This window comes from Thiohalomonas denitrificans (assembly GCF_016841685.1).
GTDB lineage: Bacteria > Pseudomonadota > Gammaproteobacteria > Thiohalomonadales > Thiohalomonadaceae > Thiohalomonas > Thiohalomonas denitrificans_A.
Genome location: NZ_JAENYR010000009.1, coordinates 17,173 through 40,454, shown reverse-complemented (window position 1 = coordinate 40,454; position 23,282 = coordinate 17,173). Strand labels below are relative to the sequence as shown.

The following is a 23,282-nucleotide window of genomic DNA, read 5'->3' as shown; positions in this document are numbered from 1 at the left end:
GAATTGATCCGAACGTTTTATGGGTAACCGCAGAGACGCAGAGGGCACAGAGAAAACGGCTCAAGAAAATTCATTCTCTGCGTACTCTGCGGCGAACAATTCAGATCAGAAGTCCCCGTGTTCCCCGTGGTTAAAACCGACGTTATGAAAAAAGAACTCATCGAAAAGTGGGTGCGGCCCGAGATTCGGGCAATCAATGCCTATCCGGTGCCGGATCCCGGCAGGCTGATCAAGCTGGACGCCATGGAAAACCCCTACACCCTGCCGCCGGAACTCCTGGAGGAGTGGCTGCACGCGTTACGCGATGTGCCGCTCAACCGCTATCCGGATGCAAAGGCGCGCCAGCTGACCGATCGTTTGCGGGCCACGATGGATGTGCCGGCGGGGATGGACCTGCTGCTCGGCAATGGCTCGGATGAGATCATCCAGATGCTGGCTCTGGCGCTGGGCGGACCGGGGCGGACCGTACTGGCCCCCGAACCCGGGTTCGTGATGTACCGGATGATCGCCACCTTCACCGGAATGGATTATGTGGGAGTGCCGCTGCGGGAGAAGGATTTTGGCCTCGATCGGGACGCGATGCTGAAGGCCATCGATGAACATCAGCCCGCCATCGTCTATCTGGCTTACCCGAATAACCCGACGGGCAATCTTTTCGCTGAAGAGGATATGGTTGCGATTATCAGGGCCGCGCCCGGACTGGTGGTGGTCGATGAGGCCTATCACGCCTTTGCCGAACAGAGCTTCATGGGCCGCCTCGGACAGTATGACAACCTGCTGGTGATGCGCACCGTCTCCAAGCTGGGACTGGCGGGCCTTCGTCTGGGATTCCTGGCGGGCCCGCGGGAGTGGATCAGTGAACTCGACAAGGTTCGCCTGCCCTACAATATCAATGTTCTGACCCAGGCCAGTGGCGAATTCGCGCTCCGTCATGTAGCGGTGCTGGATGAACAAACCGCCCGTATTCGCCAGGAGCGGGACCGGCTGGCCTCGACGCTGGGTGATATCGGGGGCGTCACACCCTATCCCTCAGCGGCCAACTTTATCCTCTTGCGTGTGGCAGGGGATGCCGATGCGGTATTCGCGGGTTTGCAGGCGCGGGGCGTTCTCATCAAAAACCTGAACCGTGCCGGCGGGGCGCTCGCCGGCTGCCTGCGGGTGACCATCGGTACACCGGAGGAAAACAACGCTTTCCTGACAGCCCTGCGGGAGAGCCTCGGGTAAACGACGATGATGCACCGCAGAGGTGCGGAGGATACAGAGTTGAGCCCTCGGATGCTTTGCGGTCGCCTTTGCGGCGAAATGCTGTGGCTTTTGTGGCTTACCCCTTCGGGGACGCGCTCTGTACGGGCCGTTCGGCGACTTCCGTTTCTAACTCGAAGGGCTGACCATCCCGAGTTCCCCGGACGAGAAGATTATCGCCCGGACGTGCCCGGGTGATGGTGTTCAGTGCGTCGCGCAGATCGGCGACCGACTCGCCCCCGATCCGGGTCACCACATCCCCCGGCCTCAGACCGGAGCGATAGGCCGGTCCGTCGCGTAGCACGCCGGCAATAATGACACCCTCTTCACTCTCCAGCCCGAAGGATTCCGCCAGTTCGGCCGTGATCTCCTGGATCTCGATTCCCAACCAGCCGCGAGAGACGTGGCCGGTCTCGATGATCTGAGTCATACTGCCCTTGGCGAGCGTCATGGGAATGGCGAAGCCGATCCCCTGGGAGCCGCCGGTCCGGGAGAAGATGGCGGTATTGATACCGACCAATTCGCCGGTGGCGGTTATGAGGGCGCCGCCGGAGTTGCCCGGGTTAATGGCCGCGTCTGTCTGAATGAAATTTTCGAAGGTATTGATGCCCAGTTGGTTGCGTCCGGTAGCACTGGCGATTCCGAGCGTGACGGTCTGACCCACACCAAACGGATTACCAATGGCCAGTACGACATCGCCCACTTGAAGCTCCTCGGAGCGCCCCAGTGTTATGGTCGGCAGGTCTTCAAGGGCAATTTTGAGTACGGCCAGGTCCGCTTCCGGATCGGCGCCGACCACTTCGGCTTCCGCCTTGCGCCCGTCCCGCAGGGCTACACGAATGGTATCAGCGTCCTCGATGACATGATTGTTCGTCAGCACATAGCCACGCGCGTTGACGATGACGCCGGAGCCGAGCGACGACTCCCGGCGTTCCTGAGGCGGGAACTGGAGACTGTCACCGAAAAAGTGACGGAATATGGGATCGTCGAACATGCCATGGGCATCGTCCGTTGCGATCTTGCGCGTATAGATGTTGACTACAGCGGGGGCAGCGCGGGCGACGGCGTCCGCATAGGAAACCGGGCCGCTTGCGGGAGAAACGGCGGCCGAAGTGGTGCTTTCGACGATCTCCACCACCATACCGTTTTCCAGTAGCTCCGGACGCCAGAGCAGGACCACAAAGGCGGCAGCCAGCCCCACGGTAATCGACTGGAACAGGAATAACAGCGGTTTATAGCCCTTCATGAGCGGCTCCCATTGGGACGTGAGCTCCACAGTCTAACGCCTCTTCGGCAAATAACCACTGCATTCGACAACCCCGTTTTGACCCCAAGACAGGGTGAAAACCTGGAGGGAGGAGTTAACCATGGCCCGACTCAGCGATATTGTCACCTATACCGATGATCTGCTGGCGATCGATGAGTACCAGGACTACTGCCCCAACGGGCTGCAAGTCCAGGGCCGGGAGGAGGTTAACACCCTGGTTTCCGGCGTCACCGCCAGCCGCGAATTGGTGGAGCGGGCTGCACACGTGGGGGCGGACGCCCTGCTTGTCCATCACGGCTACTTCTGGAAAGGCGAAGACCCGCGGGTGATCGGCATGAAATACGAACGACTTCGATGCCTGATCGATGCCGGAATCAGCCTTATCGGTTACCATCTTCCCCTCGACGGACATCCGGAACTCGGGAACAACGCCCGCCTGGGAGCGTTATTGGGGCTGGAGACCACCGGATATTTCGGGCGTGACAATTTGGCCCGTTTCGCCGTTCTGGAAAAGGCCGTTTCCTCCATTGAACTGGCCCGGCGGCTGGAAAGCACCCTGGAGCGCGCTCCCTTGCATATCCGGGGCGCGGAACGGCCGCTTGAACGCATTGGTTGGTGTTCCGGTGCGGCTCAAGGTTTTTTGGCCGACGCTGCCGCTCTGGGGCTGGATGCATTCATAAGCGGTGAGATTTCGGAACCGACGGTGCATACTGCGCGTGAACTCGGCATCGATTATTTCGCTGCCGGGCACCATGCCACCGAACGCTACGGGGTCCAGGCCCTTGGCGGCCATCTGGCAGAACAATTCCGGATTGAGCACCACTTTATCGAGGTACCGAATCCGGTCTGAGTGCGCTGGAAAGCCGACCACCCACGGACTCCCCCCCCATGGAGGTACCTCCCAGCTTGACCTTTATTTAGACGATGGGGGAAAATGCGTGTTGGTTTTGCTCAATTACAGAATATTACTATTTTCTTGACCGCTCGCCTAAGGTGGGTGGTTTTTTGCGTTGAGTTGATTAACTGAACTTTCCAGCGAGTGGGAGAGGCTTGATGAGCACTGAAGGTGTAGACAGGGGTCGGCGCCGGTTCCTCACCACTGTTACCGCAGGCGCGGGTGCAGTGGGTGTAGGTTTTGTAGCTGCCCCTTTTGTAATTTCCATGCAGCCGAGCGCGCGTGCCCAGGCGGCCGGTGCCCCGGTTGAAGCCGATATAAGCAAGCTCGAGCCGGGTCAAATGGTGACGTACGAGTGGCGCGGCAAGCCGGTCTGGATCGTTCGCCGGAGCGAGCGCAACCTCGACGACCTGCCGTCCATGGACGAGAAGCTGCGTGACCCGGCATCCGAGCAGCCGCAGCAGCCGGAGTATGCCCAGAATCCGCAGCGCTCCATTAAGCCGGAGTACCTGGTCCTGATCGGCATTTGCACGCACCTCGGTTGTGCGCCCAGCTACCGTCCGGAGATCGCACCGGCCGATTTGGGGAGCGACTGGAGGGGTGGCTTTTTCTGTCCCTGCCACGGTTCCAAGTTTGACCTGGCTGGTCGCGTGTACTCGGGTGTGCCGGCGCCGTTGAACCTCGAGGTGCCGCCGCACAAATACCTGAGCGACACCCGAATCCTGGTGGGTGAAGATAAAGGAGCCGCCTGATGAGCGTCATGAACAGCGTAATGGGCTGGGTCGATGACCGCTTCCCGGCCTCCAAAATGTGGAAAGAGCACCTTTCCGAATACTATGCACCGAAGAATTTCAACTTCTGGTACTTCTTCGGCTCTCTCGCCCTGCTGGTGCTGGTGCTCCAGATTGTCACCGGCATCTTTCTGACCATGAGTTACAAGCCGGACGCAGCTTTTGCCTTCAGTTCTGTCGAGTACATCATGCGCGACGTGAACTGGGGTTGGTTGATCCGCTACATGCACTCCACCGGTGCCTCGGCCTTCTTCATTGTTGTCTATCTGCACATGTTCCGCGGGCTGATTTACGGCTCATACAAGCAGCCACGGGAACTGCTGTGGATCTTCGGCATGCTGATCTACCTGGCGCTGATGGCCGAGGCCTTCTTCGGTTATCTGCTGCCTTGGGGACAGATGTCCTATTGGGGCGCCCAGGTGATCGTCTCCCTGTTCGGGGCGATTCCGGTGGTAGGCGATGAGCTGTCGCTGTGGATTCGTGGTGACTTCGTGATTTCCGACGTTACCCTGAACCGCTTCTTTGCTTTCCATGTCATCGCAGTGCCGTTCGTACTGGTTGCCTTGGTCGTGGCCCATGTCCTTGCCCTGCACGAAGTCGGCTCCAACAACCCCGACGGCGTGGAAATCAAGAAGAACAAGGACGAGAACGGCATCCCGAAAGATGGCATTCCGTTCCACCCTTACTACACGGTCAAGGACATTGTCGGCGTCGTCGTTTTCCTGATGTTCTTCTCCATTGTGGTGTTCTTCGTGCCGGAGATGGGCGGTTATTTCCTTGAGCACGCCAACTTCGAGCCGGCCGACCCGCTGAAGACTCCGCTGCATATCGCGCCGGTCTGGTACTTCACGCCGTTCTACGCCATCCTGCGCGCCATTCCCGACAAGTTCCTGGGTGTGGTCACCATGGGTGCCGCAGTGGTCATACTGTTCTTCCTGCCATGGCTCGATCGCAACCCGGTCAAGTCCATCCGCTATCGTGGCTGGCAGTACAAGGTGATGCTGACCCTGTTTGTGATTGCCTTCGTCGTGCTGGGTTACCTGGGTATGGAGGCGCCATCGCCGGTCAAAACGTTTATCGCCCAGGTTGCGACGGCTATCTACTTCGCGTTCTTCCTGCTGATGCCCATCTACACGAAGATGGAAAAGAACAAGCCGGTTCCGGAAAGGGTGACGCAATGAAAAAGTTTATCTATGCACTACTGATCGCGGCGCTGCCCGGACTGACCATCGCAGCCGGTGGTGTCCAGTTGGACAAGGCCCCCGTCGACTTGCATGACAAGGCCTCCCTGCAGCGGGGTGCCCAGTTGTTCGCCAACTACTGTCTGAGCTGCCACTCGGCCCAGTACATGCGTTTTAACCGCATGGCTCGGGACCTGGAAATGAGTGACGAGCAGGTCCGGGAGAATCTGATGTTCACCACTGACAAGGTGGGCGAAACCATGAACGTGGCTATGCCTGAGGACCAGGCCGAAACCTGGTTCGGCACGGCACCGCCGGACCTCTCGGTGCTGGCCCGGGCCCGGGGTGCGGACTACCTCTACACCTATTTCCGTAGCTTTTATGTCGATGATTCGCGGCCGTTTGGCGTCAATAATGCCGTTTTTCCGGATGTCGGCATGCCGCATGCGCTGTGGGAGTTGGAGGGTCTGAAGAAACCCGTCCTGGAGACGGTGGTTCACGGCGATCAGGAGACCCAGGTAATCACCGGCTACCAACAGGTTACCGAGGGCAGCATGACCGAGGCCGAGTACGACCGTGCCGCCGCTGACCTGACGAACTTCATGGTCTACATAGCGGAACCGATCCGTACCGAGCGTGAACGTCTCGGCTGGTGGGTATTGGGCTTCCTGGGCGTGTTCTTCGTTTTCGCTTATCTGTTGAAGAAGGAGTACTGGCGCGACATCCACTGACGCCGGGTGGGGGCCGGTGTGCTATACTGCCTGACCGGCCCGTGGTTTTCTTGAAAGCGGCGCGCCGCATATATTGGTTGACCCAGGGGTTTGGGCCCATAGCCCAAACCCCCGTTCGTTTGATAGCAAGGAGAACTTCCCATGGGGGTGGTCGCCAACCGACGTTCCGTTATGACGCTTTTTTCCGGTGACAATGACATTTACAGTCATCGGGTGAGAATCGTCCTCGCGGAGAAGGGGATCAATGTCGATATCGTCAACGTTGATCTCAATAACCTTCCAGAAGACCTGATCGACCTGAATCCTTACAACTCGGTTCCCACGCTGGTGGACCGTGATCTGGTGCTTTACCATTCCCAGATCATTATGGAGTATCTGGACGAGCGTTTTCCTCATCCGCCACTGATGCCTGTGGACCCGGTATCCAGGGCCAACAATCGGATGATGCTCTATCGAATCGAGAAGGATCTTTACAGCTACATCGATGTGCTGGAAAACGGTCCCGAAAAGTCGGCCGTCAAGGCACGCAAGGAAATTAGGGACAGTCTCGTGGTGGTCAGTCCCGTTTTCGAGCAAAAGCCCTTTTTCATGGCGGATGACTTTTCGTTGGTTGATTGCAGTCTCGCACCGCTGCTGTGGCGTCTGCCGGCCTACAACATCAGCCTGCCAAAACAGGCGGCACCGCTGGTGGCGTATGCCGAGCGGCTATTTGGGCGTGATTCATTCCAGGCTAGTCTCAGCGAAGCGGAGCGTGAGCTTCGAAGCTGAAGTCCGACCGGTGCGGGGCAAACGGCCCCGCACTCGCATCGCCATCCTTCGTTCCAATCCCAATCCAGAGTTGCCATGACTCCAAGTCGTCCCTATCTGCTGCGTGCCCTCTATGAGTGGATTCTCGACAACGGCATGACGCCGTATCTATTAATCGATGCCGAGCAGGAGAATGTCGAAGTCCCCAAACAGTTCGTGGAAAATGGCAAGATCGTTTTCAATGTAAGCCCCTCGGCCGTCCGAAACCTGGAGCTGGGCAATGATTGGGTCTTGCTGGATGCCCGTTTCTCCGGTAGCCCGATGCAGGTCAATGTGCCGATTATGGCCGTACTTGCGATCTATGCCCGCGAAAACGGCAAAGGCATGGTTTTCACGGATGAGGAGGGCGGCGATCAGCCGCCGCCATCACCTCCCGGGGGAGGGGATGACGGTGACAAGCCGAAACGGCCGAGCCTCAAGGTGGTGAAATAGGGGCTAAAGGAAGAAGAGCTTTGCACCGCAGAGGCGCGGAGTACGCGGAGTGAATCCAATAAAAACTCTGAACCTCTGCGCACTCTGCGTCTCTGCGGTGCCTTCCTGGCTTGCGTCTATTCGAGTGGCGGGAGTTTCTTGCCGGGATTGAGGATGCCGCGCGGGTCGAACTGGGCCTTGATGCGATGCATGAGGTCGAGGGCTACGGGGTCGGTCTCACGCACAACATAGTCGCGTTTGTCGAGGCCGATGCCATGTTCCCCCGACAGGGTGCCATCAAGGCCCAGTACCATATCGAAGATGTCGGAGAGGCACTCGGCTGCGGCGCCCATCTGACTCGGATCATCGGGATCGACCAGAAGATTGACATGGATATTGCCATTGCCCGCGTGGCCGAAATTGACGATAGTGATGCCGTAGTGGCGGCCCAGGTCGTTCAAGCCGTCAATCAGGTCCGGCATTCGGGAGACGGGTACCACCACATCTTCATTGATCTTCTTCGGGGCTACATTCCGCAGGGCCGGTGAAAGGGCCTTACGCATTTGCCAGAGTGCCTGAATCTCCCCGGCGTTACGCGCTTCGATCAGCTCCAGACAGTCCACGTTGCGGGCAGCCTCCGCCACCGCATCGGCGGCGTGGTCGATACAAGCCGCGGGGCCGTCCACTTCGATCATCAGCAGGGCGCCGACCTCTTCGGGAATGGTGATTTTGGAGTAGTTGCGGATCATGCCGATGGCGCCCTCGTCCATGAACTCCAGGGCGCAGGGGGTGACCGGCTGGGCCATGATGCGGGCAACGGCTTCGGCTGCGGTTCGGGTACTCCGGTAAAGGGCCCTCAGCGTCCGGCGCGCTTCAGGAAGCGGTGACAGCTTCAAGGTGGCCTCGGTGATCACCCCGAGGGTTCCCTCGGAGCCCAGCAGCAGCCGGGTAAGGTCGTATCCGACCACCCCCTTGGTGGTGTAGACGCCGGTACGCAGGGGCCGGCCATCCCCCGTCACGCCGCGTAAACCCAGGGTATTCTCGCGCGGGGTGCCGTACTTGACGGCCCGGGGGCCGGCGGCGTTGCAGGAGAGATTGCCGCCGATCGTGCAGACGGCGGCGCTGGTGGGATCGGGGGGCCAGAAAAATCCATACTCAGCGGCGGCTTGCTGGACGGCCTGATTGGTCGCCCCCGGTTGCGTCACCAGGACCCGGTTGTCCGGGTCCACTTGGATAATCCGATCGAGCCGTTCGGTGGAGAGCACCAGCCCTCCTGCGATGGGAACAGCGGCTCCGGCGGTGCCGGTGCCGCGACCGCGCACCACCAGAGACAGGTTTGATTCATTACACAGGGCCACGACGGCGGCGACTTCAACGGCATTTGCGGGCAAAGCGACGGCGAGAGGAGTGCAATGCCGGCGGCTGTTGTCGTAGCCGTAGGTCCAGCGATCCGCGGTCTCCAGTAGCAGCCCGTCGGTTCCGAGGATTTCCAGGAACCGCTGGCGTTGGGCTTCGGCTAGCCGAGCGTCATTCAAGTGCGGCAAAATCAATCGAGATATTCAAAGGCGCGGACGATGCGCTTGACGCCATTGGTGTCGCTGGCGATGGATGTGGCGAGATTGGATTCGCCGCGGGTGACGATCCCCATCAGGTAGACCGTCCCGCTCTCGGTAAAGACCTTGATACGGGTACCGTCGACGGCCTCGTTGGCCAGCAGTTTGGTCTTCACCTTGGTGGTGATCCAGCTGTCCCTGGTGCGCGCGCCTATCCTGGCCAGTTCCCTCACCTCGATTTCGTTGTGGACTTTGCGGACCCCGGGAATGTCGGACACGTATTCTTCGGCGCGGCGACGCAATTCCGCGGTGCGTGTCTCGCCGCTCAGGAGAAGCACGCCATTAAAGCTGACGGTGTTGATGTGGGCGTTTTCCGGCTCGGCCAGCTCGGCGTCCCGTGTCATTCGGGCGAACGCTTTCATTTCGATGGCCTGATCATCGATCTGACTACCTGCTGTGCGCCGGTCGTGGGCCGCCATGGCTCCGCTGCCGGTGGCACCCGCCAACAGCACCGGAGTGGCACAGCCGTACAACAGGCTACCAAGCAGGGCGATGAGTGCCATTCTGATAGCGGTCATGTTCAGTTTTCCTCTCCGAAGAGCTGTGTATCGATTAGGTCACAAAGGCAGTGGATGATCAGCAGGTGTACCTCCTGGATCCGGGCCGTGGAGTTCTCGGGTACGCGGATCTCGGCATCATGCCCGGTCAGTTTTCCGGCCAGGCTTCCCCCATCCTTACCGGTGAGTGCCATTACACTCATCTCCCTGTCGTGGGCCGCCTCGACGGCACGCAGTATGTTCGCCGAATTGCCGCTGGTGGAAATGGCCAACAGAACGTCGCCCGGCTGTCCGAGAGCACGGATCTGCTTGGCAAAGATTTCATGGTAGTGGTAGTCATTGGCAATCGACGTTAGCGTCGATGTGTCGGTGGTCAGCGCCATCGCTGGCAGTGCCGGCCGCTCTCTTTCGAAACGGTTGAGCATTTCCGAAGAGAAATGTTGTGCATCTCCCGCCGAACCCCCATTGCCGCAACTCAACACTTTATTGCCTGCCAGCAGTCGTTCGCCAATCTTCCTGGCCGCTTGGGCGATAACCGGTGCCAACGGCTCCGCCGCCTCCTGCTTGGTGCGAATGCTGTCCGCGAATAGTCTTTTTACTCGTTCAGCCGTGTCCATTGATGCGATCTCTATCCCGTTACGGTAATGGCATTTCGTAGCCATTCGATATCATTGTCGCCCGCGGCTCCCATTGCCATCACATCGAAACGGCAAAGACTTTCCGTCTGGCGGTGCCGTTGCAGGTAATGGTGTGCGGTGTTGATGAGGCGCCTCTGCTTGCGTGCATCGACGCTGGCAGCGGCTCCGCCGAAGCTTCGGTGGCTGCGAAAGCGCACCTCTACGAACACCAGGGTGTGGCGGTCTTGCATGACCAGATCGATTTCTCCACAGCGGCAGCGGTAGTTCTGTTCCAGCAGTCGAAGCCCCTGAGCGGTGAGATACCGGAGCGCCAGTTCTTCCGCGTGTTGTCCCCGGGCGTGTGTAGTTTCACTCTTGGCCATCGTCGATTTCGATCGGCTCGGCGAACAGGGTGCGTGGCAGCACCTGGGGTTCGCCACGTTGAAATCGTGCCCAGACCAGTTGCCGCTGGATGCGGTTGTCAGGGGCGACATGAAGATTGCCCGTTTCACCCTGGAAACGGTCGTTGGGATAGCGATCCAGCAGCCTCAGGCGCGGGACCAGAAGGTAGGCATCCAAACCCAGTGCCACTAGCCGCTGCAGCGAACCGGTGTGTTGTTTCAATACCTTGCGGACTTCCCGGCGCAAGGGGGCGTGGGGCGTTTCGGCATTCAGTGTCCAGGGGGTATCGCCGAATATGATGCCTTCCATGTCCCGGTCCTGGGCTGCATTGATGTGGCCCGTATAGAGATGTGAAGTGGCATAGATCGGGAGCCCGATCGCACGATGGTAGCGGAGTTGTGGACGAATCAGACGCGCCTGGCGGGGAAAAGCGGCGAGGAACACAAAATCGATGTCTTGACGTCGATACGCCTCGAATTCGACTTGCCGGCCGATGGCATCCCGCACTGCGATACTTCGCCTTTCACTGGCATCAATGCTCAGCATTCTCTTGATGGGGCCGGAAAAATCGCTTTCCTCCGCATCATACTTGGAGGTCGAGGCGGTTTTTCCGCCCAGCTCCTCCCAGCGTTCAAGGAATGAGGCGTGCACTCGCTCGCCCCAGGCTCCCGCGGGTGCCAGAATCGCTGCGTTGTTATGGCCCTCGAGCCACGCCAGTTCGGCGATCTGACGCGCTTCTGTCTCCGGTGCCAGGCTGAACTGGAACAGGGAGTCGGAGGCAGCCGGTTCGGCGCGATTGAGGGCGATCGTCGGCACCGGTAATTGCTCCTCCCGGGCGAGAACCCGGACCGCCTCTTTTCCCAGCGGACCGATGACGAATTCGGCGCCTTGATTAACCGCCGCATCATATTGTGCAAGGACCTCGTCGGCGGAGCCTTCATCGTAGAAGCGCAGGGTGACGTCGTGGCGTTGAGCGCTGTCATAATGGGCCGCCAGGATGCCGTCGCGAATTGCTTCCCCCGCCTGCGCGAAGCGGCCGTCAAGGGGCAACAGGACGGCGATGTGATTCGGCCGTACCGCCAGTGCCTTACTCTTGACCTCGATGGCTTTCAGCATCGGCTCGAGGACGGGGTGGCCGGGGTAGCGCTGCCGCCACAGTTCAATGCGCTCGGCAATGTGAACGGATGGCTGCCGGGTATCCTTGGCGATGCTTGCCAGCTCCATCCAGCCGCTCAGCACACTGGGTGGCGGGCGCACGCGTAGCTGCTCGAGTGCCTGATTGGACAGGTTTGAAAGTGCCTCCCAAATGACCAGCTGGTTGGCTTCGATGTCCCTTATCTCGGTGAGAAAAAGTTCACGTTCGATCGATTCGCGGGCTGCTTCGAGGTGATTGCCGAGTTTACCGAAGGCGCGCGCGCGGAGTTGGTGGAACTGGGCGTGCAGGGCGGTCTCGCTCTCCGGTGCGGCTGGCTCGGCAAGTAGAGAAAGTGCCAGATCCGGGTCGTCCGAGAGCACCACGGTGGCCTGGAGCAGCTGGTGCTGCATTGCCAGATCGGCCGGGAGTCCGCTGCTGTCGACTGACTGCAAAAGGCGCATTGCCGGACCTGCAAGTCCAGCCTGAATCAGGGCCTGTACGGACTTCAGACGGTACTCCTCGCGCCGGGGGAACCGGGCACGTTCGGCAAGGCCTTCATAAAGGCGGGCGGCGGCGTGATAGTCACCCGACTCTAAGGCTTGCTCAGCGGCTGCTTTGTCTGAGGCTGGCTCTGGCGTCACCGGGGCTCCGGCACAGCCGGCTAGAAGGATCAGTATTGGCACTACCCTGAAAATCGCGCGCATAGATATGTATAGTTAGTAGTTTGCGGGGTCGATCATAAGGCGGCGGGAAATCGTACGCCGTGCGGAAAGACACAGTATGTTAATGGGGTGAGATGGTGTCAATTGAAGCGGGAATTCTCTATGTCGTGGCGACCCCCATCGGCAATCGGGCCGATATGTCGCCGCGCGCCATTGAAACTCTCAAGGGGGTCGACCGGATCGCGGCCGAGGATACTCGGCGCAGCAAGCCACTACTGCGTGATTTCGGGATCGATACGCCGCTTATTCCTTTTCACGAGCACAACGAACGGCGTATCGGTCCGGAGCTGATCGGGAAAATCGCATCCGGAGAGTCCATTGCCTTGATTTCCGATGCCGGGACACCCCTGGTAAGCGATCCCGGCTACCATCTGACCCGTGCTGCCCTCGAGGCCGGTCTGCGTGTAGTCCCGATTCCCGGGCCCAGTGCCCCCATCGCCGGCCTCTCGGTGGCGGGGCTGCCTACCGATCGTTTCCTGTTCGTCGGTTTTCTGCCCCCGAAGCCGGGCCAGCGGAGGAAGGAGCTGGAACGGTTGCGCGAATTGACAGTCACGCTGGTGTTTTTCGAGGCGCCCCATCGAATCGAGGCGGCATTGGTGGATATGGCCCAGGTACTCGGTAGTGAAAGGCGGGCCACGCTGTGCCGGGAGCTGACCAAGACCTTTGAAACCGTCCACCACGACACTCTGGCCGGAGTGTGCGACTTCGTCGCTGCCGATCCCAACCAGAGAAGAGGTGAATTTGTGCTGGTAGTCGAAGGCGCGCCGGCCAAATCCGGAGAACTCGACGACGAGGCAGAGCGAGTCGCGACCATCCTGGTTGACGACCTGCCGGTGAAACAGGCCGCCGCGCTGACCGCCAGGATCACCGGGGCGAAGAAGAACGCGATCTATCAGTTTTTACTGGCTAGTGGCGAGGGATGAGTGGCGAGTGGCTAGTCGCTAGTGGCGAGTAGCGAGTGGCGAGGTACGAGGTACAAAATACATAAAGTCGGGCTTTGGCCCGTTGAACTTCGAATGACTCTCTGCCAACTAAATGGGCTCTCTCATCTCTCATCTCTCATCTCTCATCTCTCGTCTCTCATCTCTCATCTCTCATCTCTCATCTCTCATCTCTCATCTCTCATCTCTCGTCTCTCATCTCTGCCTCGCCACTCGCCACTAGCCACTAGCCCTTCGCCACTGAAACTCCTTGCAACTTTCCCCTGGATCCGGAGACTAACCCATCGGAAGCCGGCCGGGCAGTCGCTGCACTTCGGTGTGGAGGAAAGTCCGGGCTCCGCAGGGCAGGGTGCCAGGTAACGCCTGGGCGGCGAGAGCCGACGGAAAGTGCCGCAGAAAACTACCGCCGATGGCCCTCCACGGGAGGCGCACAGGTAAGGGTGAAAAGGTGTGGTAAGAGCGCACCGCGCGGGTGGTAACACGCCGCGGCAAGGTAAACCCCACCCGGAGCAAGACCAAATAGGGGAACAGGCGATTTTGGTCGCCGCGTGCGGCCCGCACGGTTCCCGGGTAGGTCGCTTGAGGCGCATGGTGACGTGTGGCCCAGATGAATGACTGTCCCCGACAGAACCCGGCTTACAGGCCGGCTTCCTCCTTATTTTGTGGCCGGTTACAGGACTCCGACTCCTTGCCACCAGCCACTCGTGTTCCATGCGAAAACATCGTGTAATACTTAGCCGGTCTCACAAGCGCCTTCGACAAGGCGCAGGAGCGCCGGACTGGCCGTATAGCCAATTCAAGCGACTGCAGTGCAGCCGAGGGGGCTTGTGAGCCGGCCCGAAGGGAGCCCCGTTAATGGGCCAATCCCGGGCGCTGCCTGGGCCGCTCCTGCGCATCCATGCGCTCGCGGCCTTCGTGCATCCCTGCACATCAAAGGGCGCGCCATTCCCCGCCCGGCGCGCCTTGCCTTGGCCCATTAGCGGGGCTCTGAGTGCCGCACTATTTCCCGCATGGACCGACTAGCCCCTGCCGCTCTTCTGGCAAACCTTATAATTTACTTTAGGTTTGATCACCAAGCGGCTGATTGCCAAACGTACATTGTTTGGAATTAGTTCCCACCTATCCTCCACCACTTCCCACTTCACGTAAGTAACTGTGAAATAAGTAGGAATTTGAGTTTTTGCTGCCGGCTTTTCCTTGACACCCCGGTTAGGGCCTACCTATAGTGTGGTTGCGTGGTGTAAAGTGGATCAAAGTGGGGAAGAGTCCCCGAGGGCGATGCCGGTGCTGTTCAGGGGAGTGGCAGAACTTAATCTCGACGCCAAGGGGCGGATGGCAATACCAAGCCGCTACCGGGAGCGTCTGTCCGAACGGTGCAGCGGCCAATTGGTCGCGACCATCGATACGGGCGAGCGCTGCCTGCTTCTTTACCCCTTGCCCGAATGGGAAGTCATCGAACGTAAGCTCGACGCTCTACCCACCTTCAATGCCCAGGCCCGCCGTATTCAGCGGCTTCTGATGGGGCACGCTTCCGATGTGGATATGGACGGCAATGGTCGTCTGCTGCTGCCGCCGCCTTTGCGACAGTATGCGGGTCTCGAAAAGCGCATCGTGCTGATTGGGCAGGGCAAGAAGTTCGAGATTTGGGATGAAGACCAGTGGCAGCAGAAACGGGACGAGTGGCTGGCCGAGGAGACGGTCGCCGACGGCGAGTTGCCCGCGGAACTCGAATCACTGTCCCTTTGAACAATGGCTGAGATGAATCGACACGCGCCGGTACTTCTCGAGGAAGTACTGGTTGCACTGAATATCCGTCCCGACGGGATCTACCTTGACGGGACTTTCGGGCGCGGCGGCCATGCGGCTGCAATCCTGGAGCGGTTGGGACCGGAAGGGCGCCTGCTGGCGACCGACAAAGATCCGGAAGCGGTCGAGGCGGCCCGGCAGCGGTTCGGGGGCGACGATCGATTCACCATTGTAAGAGGAAGCTACACCATGCTGGCCGAGGAAGCGGCGAAGCGGGGTTGGAGCGGCAAGGTCCAGGGCATTTTGCTGGACCTGGGCGTCTCCTCGCCCCAGCTTGATGATGCCCTCCGGGGTTTCAGCTTCCGCGCCGACGGCCCCCTCGATATGCGCATGGACCCGGCGTCGGGAGAGAGTGCCGCCGACTGGCTGGCAAGGGCTTCCGATCGGGAAATTGCCGACGTACTCAAACACTACGGCGATGAGCGCTACGCCAAGCGCATTGCCCGTGCCATTGTGCGCACCCGTGAGAAAGAGGGTCCGATCAAGACCACGGCGCATCTGGCGGATGTGATCGCCAAGGCGCATCCCCGCTGGGAGCGGGACCGCCATCCGGCGACCCGGTCGTTCCAGGCCATCCGGATTCACATCAATCGCGAGTTGGAGGAACTGGAGGCGGTGCTCGGGCAGACGGTGGAGCTGCTGGCATCCGGCGGCCGACTGGCGGTGATCAGTTTCCACTCGCTGGAAGATCGGCGGGTCAAGCGTTTCATGCGGGATGAGGCGAGTGGCCGTGATGAATTGCCTCCGGATTTTCCGGTGCAGGCCAGCCATTTCCAGCCGCAGTTAAAGGTGATCGGCAAACCGGTACGTGCGGGCAAAGGGGAACTGGATCGCAATCCGCGGGCACGCAGTGCCGTGTTGCGGGTAGCGGAGCGGATGGCATGACGGCGCGGCTCTCCCTGCTGGTGCTCGCTGCCGCCGTGTTCGCGTCGGCTCTGGGGGTGGTGTTCTCCACTCACGAAGCCCGCAAACAGTTCGTGGAACTGCAGGACATTGTCGAGGTGCGGGACCAGCTCAACGTGGAGTGGGGGCAGCTGCAGTTGGAGCAGAGTACCTGGGCGACGGATGGTCGCATCGAGCGCGTCGCCCGGGAGGACTTGAGCATGCAAATGCCGCAGATAGGTGCGGTGGTGATTGTCGAACCATGAGCGAAAGCAATCCGGTGCGCTTTTATAGAGGACGTTATGCGGTGGTGTTGGGCACCTTGTGTCTGGTCACGGCCGGACTCGTCTGGCGCGCGGTGGATCTGCAGGTGGTGGATCGCCAGTTCCTGCAGGATCAGGGGGATGCCCGTCACCTGCGGGTGGTCTCGGTCCCCGCCCATCGGGGCATGATCACCGATCGGCATGGGGAACCGCTCGCGATGAGCACACCGGTCCAGTCCGTCTGGGTGAATCCCGCCAAACTGATGACTGCCCGCGACCGCTGGCCGGAATTGGCGCGCGCTCTGGAGATGGCACCGGAACGGTTGGCGCAACAGGTCGAGTCACGCCGCAGTCGCGAGTTTGTCTATCTGCGGCGGCACATGAATCCTTCCGACGCTCAAGAAGTACTGGTATTGGGGATTCCCGGGGTTTCGATTCAAAAGGAGTATCGCCGCTACTATCCAACCGGCGAGGTCTCCGCTCACGTGGTGGGGTTCACCAACATCGATGATGAAGGCCAGGAGGGGCTCGAATTGCAGTTCGAGCGTTATCTGCGCGGCCACAATGGCAGCAAACGGGTGATCAGGGATCGACTCGGCCAGACCATAGCCAATGTGGAGAGTATCGAGGAGCCCCGTCCGGGCCGTGACATTGCCCTTAGCCTCGACCGTCGCATTCAGTATCTGGCCTATCGCGAACTGAAAGCGGCGGTCAGCCGCCACAAGGCCAAGGCCGGATCAGCCGTGGTGCTCGATGCCCGTACCGGGGAGGTGCTGGCAATGGTCAATCAGCCCGCCTACAACCCCAACAACCGAAATGACCTGGTGAGCTGGCGCTACCGTAACCGGGCGGTTACCGACGTCTTTGAACCCGGTTCGACGGTCAAGCCCTTTACCGTGTCGGCTGCTCTCGAAACCGGCCGGTATGAGCCGGAAACCTCGGTGGATACCTCGCCGGGTTACTATCAGCTGGCAGGTTTTACCGTCAGCGACCATCAAAATTACGGCGAAATCGATGTCGCCACCGTGATCAAGAAATCAAGTAATGTCGGGGCGAGCCGCATCGCCCTGGACCTCCAGCCGCGACAGCTGTGGCAGACTTTCAGCCGTGTAGGGCTGGGAATCGACAGCGGCAGCGGGTTCCCCGGGGAAGCGACCGGCACCCTGAGTGGCTGGAATGAGTGGCGCAACGTGACCCGTGCCACCGTTTCCTATGGTTACGGGCTCTCCGTAACACCGTTGCAACTGGCGAATGCCTATTCGGTGATCGCTGGTGACGGGCGTCTGAGGCCGGTCAGTTTTCTCTCTCTGGACGCCGGGGATGCCCCCGCCGGTCGAGTTGCCCTCAGCCCAAAAACCGTGCGGCAGGTCCGCGGGATGCTCGAAGCGGTGGTCAGCCCGGGAGGAACCGGAGAAGCCGCACGGGTCCCGGGTTATCGAGTGGCTGGCAAAACTGGGACGGTGCACAAAGCCATTGTCGGCGGATACAGCGAAGATCGCTACAGTGCGGTATTTGCCGGCATGGCGCCGGTGAGCCGTCCGCGATTGGTGATGATGGTGATGATTGATGAACCCAGTGCCGGCGAGTATTTCGGCGGCCAGGTGGCGGCGCCGGTGTTTGCGCGGGTAATGGAGGGAGCCCTGCGGCTGCTCGATATCCCTCCCGACGATATCGATTCGCTGGGTGTGACCGTGGCGGAGGCGTCACAATGATGGCCGCGTCGATTCAGACGCCCGGAATCCGCCTCGGCGAATTGCTGACGGAGCTGGCCGATCCCGGCCGGTTCGCCTCGGTCATGGTGTCCGGTATCGCCCTCGACAGCCGGCGGGTGGTCGAGGGCGGGCTATTCCTGGCCCTGTCCGGCCACTCCCGGCATGGCCTCGAATACGTGGAGAGTGCCGTTGCCAGAGGCGCCGCTGCCATTCTCACGGAATCGGCGGATGACGAGCCGGCAAGCCTTTACCAGGGGGTTCCCTTGATAAAGGTTCGGCAGCTGACTTCGCGGGCGGGACGGATTGCCGGACGCTTCTATGGAGAGCCGTCGCGGCAGATGCATGTGATCGGCGTCACCGGCACCAACGGCAAGACGTCGGTGAGTCATTTCATCGCCTCGTCGCTCCAGGATTCGGCCCCCTGCGGAGTGATGGGGACGCTGGGGGCGGGTGTTTTCGGTGCGCTGCACAGCACCGGACACACGACCCCGGACCCGGTGACACTGCAGGCGCTGCTGAACTCCGTGTACAGCGCCGGGGTCAACCGCCTGGTGATGGAGGTCTCCTCCCACGCCCTGGTGCAGGAGCGTGTAGCCGGGGTGGCGTTTGATACTGCCGTGTTCACCAACCTCACTCATGAGCACCTGGACTACCACGGCAATATGGAGGCCTATGCCGCCGCCAAACGGCAGCTGTTTGAACAGCCGGGCCTCAAGACTGCCGTTATCAATGCCGATGACCCGGTGGGTAGCGACTGGCTCGCCCGTCTGGATGTGGACCTGAATGTCATCGATTACGGCCTGGCTGAGCGCCACGGCCGCTCGCCGCGGCTTTTGGGTACGGATGTGCGCCTCGGGCCGAGGGGGTTGAGCCTTGTGATCCGCTCCCCCTGGGGCAGCGGGACATTGGCCACCGGGCTGCTCGGCCGCTTCAACGCCCACAATCTTCTGGCCGCGCTCGGCGCCTTGTTGGCCGCCGGCCTCGAATTCGATGACGCCCTTGAACGTCTGAGCCGGGTACAAACGGTGCCCGGTCGGATGGAAAGCTTTGGCGGCGGCGGACACCGACCGCTGGTGGTGGTCGATTATGCCCATACACCCGATGCGTTGGAGCACGTGCTGCGCGCCGCCGGTGAGCACTGCCGGGGGAATCTCTGGTGTGTGTTCGGCTGTGGCGGGGATCGCGACCGGGACAAGCGTCCGCTCATGGGCCGCATTGCCGAGCGCTATGCCGATTTCGTGGTAATGACCGATGACAATCCCCGCAATGAGGACCCGTATTTAATTATCGAGCAGATCCGGCAAGGTATGGCGGATCCGGACGCCGTTCAGGTGATCCGCGATCGCGGCGAGGCAATGGCCTGTGCACTGCAAGCAGCGGTGCCGGGAGATGTGGTCGTGATCGCCGGCAAGGGCCATGAAAGCGAGCAGGTAATGGGCGGACGCTCGCTGCCGTTCAGCGACCGGGAGACCGCCGCGCGGCTGCTGGGGGAGGAGGTGCCGAGTGATTGAGCCGACCGGTATCCACACAGCTCTTGCCCGGGCCGCCGAGTGGTGCGAAGGCCGTATCGAGGGAGAGAGCCGGGTCTTCCATGGCGTGACCACCGATTCACGCCGGGTGATTCCGGGCAGCCTCTTTATCGCCCTGCATGGCCCTAATCACGACGGCCATGACCATGTCCGTGCAGCGATCGAAAAAGGCGCCGTCGCCGCTCTCGTCGAGAAGCCGGTCGTTCTTCCCGCTGAGATCCAGGTGCCGCAGATTCGCGTTTCCTCCACGCTGGCCGCACTTGGACGGTTGGCCGCGGGCTGGCGGCGGGAACTGGCGACGCCGCTGGTCGCCATCACCGGCTCCAACGGCAAGACCACCGTCAAGGAGATGACTGCCGCGATCCTCTCCCGAAAGGGCGCCGTGCTGGCGACCCACGGCAATCTCAACAACGATATCGGCGTGCCGCTGACACTGCTGCGGCTTACCCCCGAACACCGTTTTGCGGTCGTGGAAATGGGCGCGAACCATGCCGGCGAAATCGCTTATCTGAGCGAACTGGCCCGTCCCGATGCGTCGGTCATTACCAACGCCGCGGCGGCCCACCTCGCCGGTTTCGGATCACTGGAGGGCGTGGCCCGTGCGAAGGGGGAAGTTTTCTCCGGCCTGGGCGAGAGTGGGACGGCGGTGATTAACGCCGATGATGACTTTGCGCGGCTCTGGATTGAGCTCGCCGGCGACCGGCGGGTGCTGCGCTTCGGGCTTGACCACGAGGCAGAGCTGACCGCCAGCTGGAGTACCAAAGCGGACGGCAGCCGACTGGTGCTCCAGCTACCCGACGGCGAATTCGAATGCCGGCTGGCGCTGCTGGGTCGCCACAATGTCGTGAACGCCCTGGCCGCCGCCGCACTCGCCACGTCGATGGGTCTTTCGGGTGACGATATCGCCGCCGGCCTCGGTTCACTGGAACCGGTAAAGGGACGGCTGGTGCCGCGTGCGGCACTGAATGGAGCCCGGCTCATGGACGACAGCTATAACGCCAATCCAGCCTCGCTAAGGGCGGGAATCGAGGTGCTGGCCGCCCTTTCCGGACGACGCGTGCTCGCGCTCGGTGATATGGGGGAGTTGGGCGACGATGCGCCGGCACTGCATGCCCAAGCGGGGCATGAGGCTCGCCTGAAGCACATCGATGCACTCTATGCCACCGGACCATTGGCCCGTTTTGCCGCCGAGGCGTTCGGACCACGGGGGCGACATTTTGACACTATTGAAGCGCTGGTAGCGGCACTCAGGCCGGAGTTGTCACCCGAAGTGACCGTCCTGGTCAAGGGGTCGCGGGCGGCCCGCATGGAGCGGGTGGTCGATGCACTGGCGGGAGGAGATGCCTGATGCTGCTTTATCTGGCCGAATATCTTGAACAATTTCAGACCGGCTTCAGTGTTTTTCAGTATCTGACGCTGCGCGCCATTCTTGGCGCTCTGACCGCCCTGGTGTTTTCCCTGGTGCTGGGGCCGGTACTGATCCGGCGCCTGACCGAACTGCAGATCGGTCAGCATGTACGGGACGATGGTCCGCAGACCCACCTCGCCAAGGCGGGCACACCCACCATGGGCGGCGCCCTAATTATTCTTGCGGTGGTTTTATCCACCTTGCTGTGGGCGGACCTTTCCAATCGTCATGTATGGGTGGTGGTCGGGGTCATCCTCCTGTTCGGGGGCATCGGATGGGTGGATGACTGGCGCAAGCTGATGAACCGCCGTTCCGAGGGGCTCAAGGCGCGCGAGAAGTACTTTTATCAGTCGGTGGCGGGACTCGGTGCGGCGCTGTTCCTCTTCTATACGGCGGAGGCGCCGGTCGAGACCCAGCTCATCGTGCCCTTTTTCAAGGACATCGCCATCCCGCTGGGAGCCGGCTTTGTCGTCCTCAGCTACTTCGTCATCGTCGGCACCAGCAACGCGGTGAACCTGACCGACGGACTGGACGGGCTGGCGATCCTGCCGACGGTAATGGTCGGCGGGGCACTGGGCCTGTTCGCCTATGTCACCGGCAACGTCAATTTTGCCTCCTACCTGAGTATTCCCTATGTGCCGGGTGTGGGTGAAGTGGTGGTGATCGCCGGCGCGCTGGTGGGGGCCGGCCTCGGCTTCCTCTGGTTCAACACCTATCCGGCCCAGGTGTTCATGGGCGATGTCGGTGCCCTCGGGTTGGGTGCGGCGCTGGGGGCCATGGCGGTCGTGGTGCGACAGGAGCTGGTACTGCTGGTGATGGGCGGGGTGTTCGTGATGGAGACCGTTTCGGTGATCCTGCAGGTGGCTTCCTTCAAGCTCACCGGACGGCGGATCTTTCGTATGGCCCCGCTGCACCACCATTTCGAATTGAAGGGCTGGCCCGAACCGCGGGTCATCGTGCGTTTCTGGATCATCACGGTGGTCCTTGTGCTCATCGGGCTTTCCTCGTTGAAGATTCGATAACGGAGTGTGAAGAATTGATTGCGCAACAGGACATCGCAAGGCAAACCGTCAGGGCCGTACAGGGACCGACGATCATCGTCGGACTTGGCCGGACCGGTCTGTCCTGTGCGCGCTTCCTGGCTACCCGGGGCGAGGCTTTCATGGTGGCCGACAGCCGGCAAGCGCCGCCGGGAAGAGAGGAGTTGCAGAGGGAGCAGCCGAATACCGAAATATGCCTGGGGGCCTTTGACCCCGCGATGTTCGTAAAGGCCGGCAAGTTGATCGTCAGCCCCGGGGTCTCACTGGACGCGCCGGCAATCGTTGCTGCCCGCAGGGCCGGGGTGCCGGTATTGGGCGATATCGAACTGTTTGCCCGCGCTGCCAGTGCTCCGGTGGCGGTGATCACCGGCTCCAATGGTAAAAGCACGGTGACGACCCTCCTCGCCGAAATGGGCCGGGAGGCGGGGCGTACGATTGGTGTGGGTGGGAATATAGGAACTCCGGCGCTCGAGCTCGTCGACAGCGAACCCGATCTTTACGTGCTCGAACTGTCGAGCTTTCAACTGGAGACGACTGAATCCCTCGAGACGGCGGCGGCAACGGTTCTGAATGTCAGTGACGATCACCTCGACCGCCACGGCGATATTGCGACTTACGCTGCCATCAAACAGCGGGTCTTCAATAACGGCGGTGATAGCGGCCCTAATAGTGGCGGGGTGATGGTCATCAATCGTGACGATCCGCTGGTGGCCGCCATGGCCGATCCCAAACGTCGCGTGATCAGTTTCGGGGAGAGCGAAGGGGCTGATTACCATCTCATCGATCGCGATGGTTCTGTCTCTCTGGCCCGCCGGGGTGAACCCCTGATGGACGTGTCCGGACTCCGTATTGCCGGCCGGCACAACTGGCTCAATGCATTGGCCGCCCTGGCCCTGGGTGAAGCTGTCGATCTGCCGATAAATGCCATGCTGATGGCCCTCAAGAGGTTCCCGGGATTGCCGCACCGTTGTCAGCAGGTGGCGGAAAAGGCCGGCGTACGTTTTTTCAATGATTCCAAGGGTACCAATGTGGGCGCCACCCTGGCTGCGGTGGCCGGAATGCCCGGAAAACGGGTGGTGTTGATTGCGGGTGGTCTCGGCAAGGGTGCCGATTTCCAGGAGCTGGCTCCGATCCTCGCCCGGCGCGGACGGGCGGCGGTACTGCTGGGGCGGGATGCCGCACTGATTGCGCGGGTGCTCGATGGGATCGTGCCGATCGTGTGGGCCGCGTCGATGGATGAGGCGGTCAGCAAGGCCTCCGGTCTGGCTCGATCAGGGGATGCGGTATTGCTCTCTCCCGCTTGTGCGAGTTTCGATATGTACGGCGGCTATGCCGAGAGGGGCGAGGCCTTCGTGGAAGCGGTCGGGAGGCTGCCGGCATGACCGCTCAG

General features: G+C 61.0%; 22 protein-coding genes and 1 other RNA gene. 17 read left to right on the top strand and 6 right to left on the bottom strand.

The genetic code is table 11. The features are described 5' to 3' along the window. The first annotated feature begins 144 nt into the window (after nt 1-144). Nucleotides 145-1,224 carry a histidinol-phosphate transaminase gene (gene hisC, locus Q7L05_RS03220; RefSeq protein WP_303901842.1) on the top strand — a complete coding sequence of 360 codons (1,080 nt, stop codon included), beginning with the start codon at nt 145-147 and terminating at the stop codon, nt 1,222-1,224. 97 nt (nt 1,225-1,321) lie between these two features. On the opposite strand, the gene Q7L05_RS03215 is transcribed toward hisC, so the two are convergent. Then, complete coding sequence (locus Q7L05_RS03215) at nt 1,322-2,488, bottom strand: S1C family serine protease (RefSeq protein ID WP_303901839.1); 1,167 nt, start codon at nt 2,486-2,488, stop codon at nt 1,322-1,324. A gap of 121 nt (nt 2,489-2,609) precedes the next feature. On the opposite strand from Q7L05_RS03215, the gene Q7L05_RS03210 reads away from it, so the two are divergent. From Q7L05_RS03210 to Q7L05_RS03185, 6 genes are all read left to right on the top strand, one after another. Continuing rightward, on the top strand, nt 2,610-3,359 hold the full coding sequence (locus tag Q7L05_RS03210; RefSeq protein WP_303901836.1) for a Nif3-like dinuclear metal center hexameric protein: 750 nt from the start codon (nt 2,610-2,612) through the stop codon (nt 3,357-3,359). 203 nt (nt 3,360-3,562) lie between these two features. Beyond that, nucleotides 3,563-4,156: a ubiquinol-cytochrome c reductase iron-sulfur subunit gene (gene petA, locus Q7L05_RS03205; protein WP_303901833.1), complete on the top strand. Its 594-nt coding sequence runs from the start codon at nt 3,563-3,565 to the stop codon at nt 4,154-4,156. A gap of 8 nt (nt 4,157-4,164) precedes the next feature. After that, the gene (locus Q7L05_RS03200) at nt 4,165-5,376 is read left to right on the top strand and encodes a cytochrome b (RefSeq protein WP_317623085.1); all 1,212 of its coding nucleotides are present in this window, start codon (nt 4,165-4,167) and stop codon (nt 5,374-5,376) included. Beyond that, nucleotides 5,373-6,107, top strand: a complete 735-nt coding sequence (locus Q7L05_RS03195; RefSeq protein ID WP_303901826.1) for a cytochrome c1 — start codon at nt 5,373-5,375, stop codon at nt 6,105-6,107. The genes Q7L05_RS03200 and Q7L05_RS03195 overlap by 4 nt, the downstream gene beginning before the upstream one ends. Before the next feature lie 141 nt (nt 6,108-6,248). After that, the gene (gene sspA, locus Q7L05_RS03190) at nt 6,249-6,875 is read left to right on the top strand and encodes a stringent starvation protein SspA (protein ID WP_303901823.1); all 627 of its coding nucleotides are present in this window, start codon (nt 6,249-6,251) and stop codon (nt 6,873-6,875) included. Between the two features lie 75 nt (nt 6,876-6,950). After that, on the top strand, nt 6,951-7,346 hold the full coding sequence (locus Q7L05_RS03185; protein ID WP_303901820.1) for a ClpXP protease specificity-enhancing factor: 396 nt from the start codon (nt 6,951-6,953) through the stop codon (nt 7,344-7,346). A gap of 116 nt (nt 7,347-7,462) precedes the next feature. Here Q7L05_RS03185 and Q7L05_RS03180 read toward each other — a convergent pair whose 3' ends face one another. From Q7L05_RS03180 to Q7L05_RS03160, 5 genes are read right to left on the bottom strand one after another with little or no spacing between them, the layout of a single operon-like run. After that, nucleotides 7,463-8,860 (bottom strand): FAD-binding oxidoreductase, encoded by a 1,398-nt coding sequence (locus Q7L05_RS03180; RefSeq protein ID WP_303901817.1) that lies wholly within the window; start codon nt 8,858-8,860, stop codon nt 7,463-7,465. An 11-nt stretch (nt 8,861-8,871) separates the two neighbouring features. Then, on the bottom strand, nt 8,872-9,456 hold the full coding sequence (locus tag Q7L05_RS03175; RefSeq protein ID WP_303901814.1) for a BON domain-containing protein: 585 nt from the start codon (nt 9,454-9,456) through the stop codon (nt 8,872-8,874). Between the two features lie 2 nt (nt 9,457-9,458). Continuing rightward, nucleotides 9,459-10,052, bottom strand: a complete 594-nt coding sequence (locus Q7L05_RS03170; protein ID WP_303901811.1) for a phosphoheptose isomerase — start codon at nt 10,050-10,052, stop codon at nt 9,459-9,461. Nucleotides 10,053-10,063: 11 nt separating this feature from the next. Next, complete coding sequence (locus Q7L05_RS03165) at nt 10,064-10,435, bottom strand: YraN family protein (protein ID WP_303901809.1); 372 nt, start codon at nt 10,433-10,435, stop codon at nt 10,064-10,066. Next, nucleotides 10,422-12,230: a penicillin-binding protein activator gene (locus Q7L05_RS03160; protein WP_303901806.1), complete on the bottom strand. Its 1,809-nt coding sequence runs from the start codon at nt 12,228-12,230 to the stop codon at nt 10,422-10,424. The genes Q7L05_RS03165 and Q7L05_RS03160 overlap by 14 nt, the downstream gene beginning before the upstream one ends. Nucleotides 12,231-12,394: 164 nt before the next feature. On the opposite strand from Q7L05_RS03160, the gene rsmI reads away from it, so the two are divergent. From rsmI to murD, 10 genes are all read left to right on the top strand, one after another. After that, a complete protein-coding gene (rsmI, locus tag Q7L05_RS03155; protein ID WP_317623084.1) occupies nt 12,395-13,234 on the top strand; it encodes a 16S rRNA (cytidine(1402)-2'-O)-methyltransferase in 840 nt (279 codons plus the stop codon). Nucleotides 13,235-13,539: 305 nt separating this feature from the next. After that, an RNA gene (rnpB, locus tag Q7L05_RS03150) (RNase P RNA component class A) lies at nt 13,540-13,907 on the top strand. A 632-nt stretch (nt 13,908-14,539) separates the two neighbouring features. Next, complete coding sequence (mraZ, locus tag Q7L05_RS03145) at nt 14,540-14,998, top strand: division/cell wall cluster transcriptional repressor MraZ (RefSeq protein ID WP_303901942.1); 459 nt, start codon at nt 14,540-14,542, stop codon at nt 14,996-14,998. Nucleotides 14,999-15,001: 3 nt separating this feature from the next. After that, complete coding sequence (rsmH, locus tag Q7L05_RS03140) at nt 15,002-15,943, top strand: 16S rRNA (cytosine(1402)-N(4))-methyltransferase RsmH (protein ID WP_303901800.1); 942 nt, start codon at nt 15,002-15,004, stop codon at nt 15,941-15,943. Next, on the top strand, nt 15,940-16,206 hold the full coding sequence (gene ftsL, locus Q7L05_RS03135) for a cell division protein FtsL (RefSeq protein ID WP_303901797.1): 267 nt from the start codon (nt 15,940-15,942) through the stop codon (nt 16,204-16,206). Before rsmH ends, ftsL begins: the two co-directional genes overlap by 4 nt. Next, nucleotides 16,203-17,915, top strand: a complete 1,713-nt coding sequence (locus Q7L05_RS03130) for a peptidoglycan D,D-transpeptidase FtsI family protein (protein ID WP_303901794.1) — start codon at nt 16,203-16,205, stop codon at nt 17,913-17,915. The genes ftsL and Q7L05_RS03130 overlap by 4 nt, the downstream gene beginning before the upstream one ends. Continuing rightward, nucleotides 17,912-19,426: a UDP-N-acetylmuramoyl-L-alanyl-D-glutamate--2,6-diaminopimelate ligase gene (locus Q7L05_RS03125; protein ID WP_303901789.1), complete on the top strand. Its 1,515-nt coding sequence runs from the start codon at nt 17,912-17,914 to the stop codon at nt 19,424-19,426. The genes Q7L05_RS03130 and Q7L05_RS03125 overlap by 4 nt, the downstream gene beginning before the upstream one ends. Beyond that, nucleotides 19,419-20,792: a UDP-N-acetylmuramoyl-tripeptide--D-alanyl-D-alanine ligase gene (locus Q7L05_RS03120; protein WP_303901786.1), complete on the top strand. Its 1,374-nt coding sequence runs from the start codon at nt 19,419-19,421 to the stop codon at nt 20,790-20,792. Before Q7L05_RS03125 ends, Q7L05_RS03120 begins: the two co-directional genes overlap by 8 nt. Next, on the top strand, nt 20,792-21,874 hold the full coding sequence (mraY, locus tag Q7L05_RS03115) for a phospho-N-acetylmuramoyl-pentapeptide-transferase (RefSeq protein WP_303901783.1): 1,083 nt from the start codon (nt 20,792-20,794) through the stop codon (nt 21,872-21,874). Before Q7L05_RS03120 ends, mraY begins: the two co-directional genes overlap by 1 nt. 14 nt (nt 21,875-21,888) lie before the next feature. Then, nucleotides 21,889-23,274 (top strand): UDP-N-acetylmuramoyl-L-alanine--D-glutamate ligase, encoded by a 1,386-nt coding sequence (gene murD, locus Q7L05_RS03110; RefSeq protein ID WP_303901780.1) that lies wholly within the window; start codon nt 21,889-21,891, stop codon nt 23,272-23,274. Nucleotides 23,275-23,282 lie beyond the last annotated feature (8 nt).

Bases quoted from the DNA above. Each gene is read 5' to 3' on its own strand.
- Q7L05_RS03210 (WP_303901836.1), top strand. From the start codon at position 2,610: ATGGCCCGACTCAGCGATATTGTCACCTATACCGATGATCTGCTGGCG.
- Q7L05_RS03215 (WP_303901839.1), bottom strand. From the start codon at position 2,488: ATGAAGGGCTATAAACCGCTGTTATTCCTGTTCCAGTCGATTACCGTG.
- ftsL (WP_303901797.1), top strand. From the start codon at position 15,940: ATGACGGCGCGGCTCTCCCTGCTGGTGCTCGCTGCCGCCGTGTTCGCG.
- Q7L05_RS03125 (WP_303901789.1), top strand. From the start codon at position 17,912: ATGATGGCCGCGTCGATTCAGACGCCCGGAATCCGCCTCGGCGAATTG.
- hisC (WP_303901842.1), top strand. From the start codon at position 145: ATGAAAAAAGAACTCATCGAAAAGTGGGTGCGGCCCGAGATTCGGGCA.
- Q7L05_RS03200 (WP_317623085.1), top strand. From the start codon at position 4,165: ATGAACAGCGTAATGGGCTGGGTCGATGACCGCTTCCCGGCCTCCAAA.
- Q7L05_RS03170 (WP_303901811.1), bottom strand. From the start codon at position 10,052: ATGGACACGGCTGAACGAGTAAAAAGACTATTCGCGGACAGCATTCGC.
- mraY (WP_303901783.1), top strand. From the start codon at position 20,792: ATGCTGCTTTATCTGGCCGAATATCTTGAACAATTTCAGACCGGCTTC.
- Q7L05_RS03175 (WP_303901814.1), bottom strand. From the start codon at position 9,456: ATGACCGCTATCAGAATGGCACTCATCGCCCTGCTTGGTAGCCTGTTG.
- Q7L05_RS03130 (WP_303901794.1), top strand. From the start codon at position 16,203: ATGAGCGAAAGCAATCCGGTGCGCTTTTATAGAGGACGTTATGCGGTG.
- Q7L05_RS03165 (WP_303901809.1), bottom strand. From the start codon at position 10,435: ATGGCCAAGAGTGAAACTACACACGCCCGGGGACAACACGCGGAAGAA.
- petA (WP_303901833.1), top strand. From the start codon at position 3,563: ATGAGCACTGAAGGTGTAGACAGGGGTCGGCGCCGGTTCCTCACCACT.
- Q7L05_RS03185 (WP_303901820.1), top strand. From the start codon at position 6,951: ATGACTCCAAGTCGTCCCTATCTGCTGCGTGCCCTCTATGAGTGGATT.
- rsmH (WP_303901800.1), top strand. From the start codon at position 15,002: ATGGCTGAGATGAATCGACACGCGCCGGTACTTCTCGAGGAAGTACTG.
- sspA (WP_303901823.1), top strand. From the start codon at position 6,249: ATGGGGGTGGTCGCCAACCGACGTTCCGTTATGACGCTTTTTTCCGGT.
- Q7L05_RS03195 (WP_303901826.1), top strand. From the start codon at position 5,373: ATGAAAAAGTTTATCTATGCACTACTGATCGCGGCGCTGCCCGGACTG.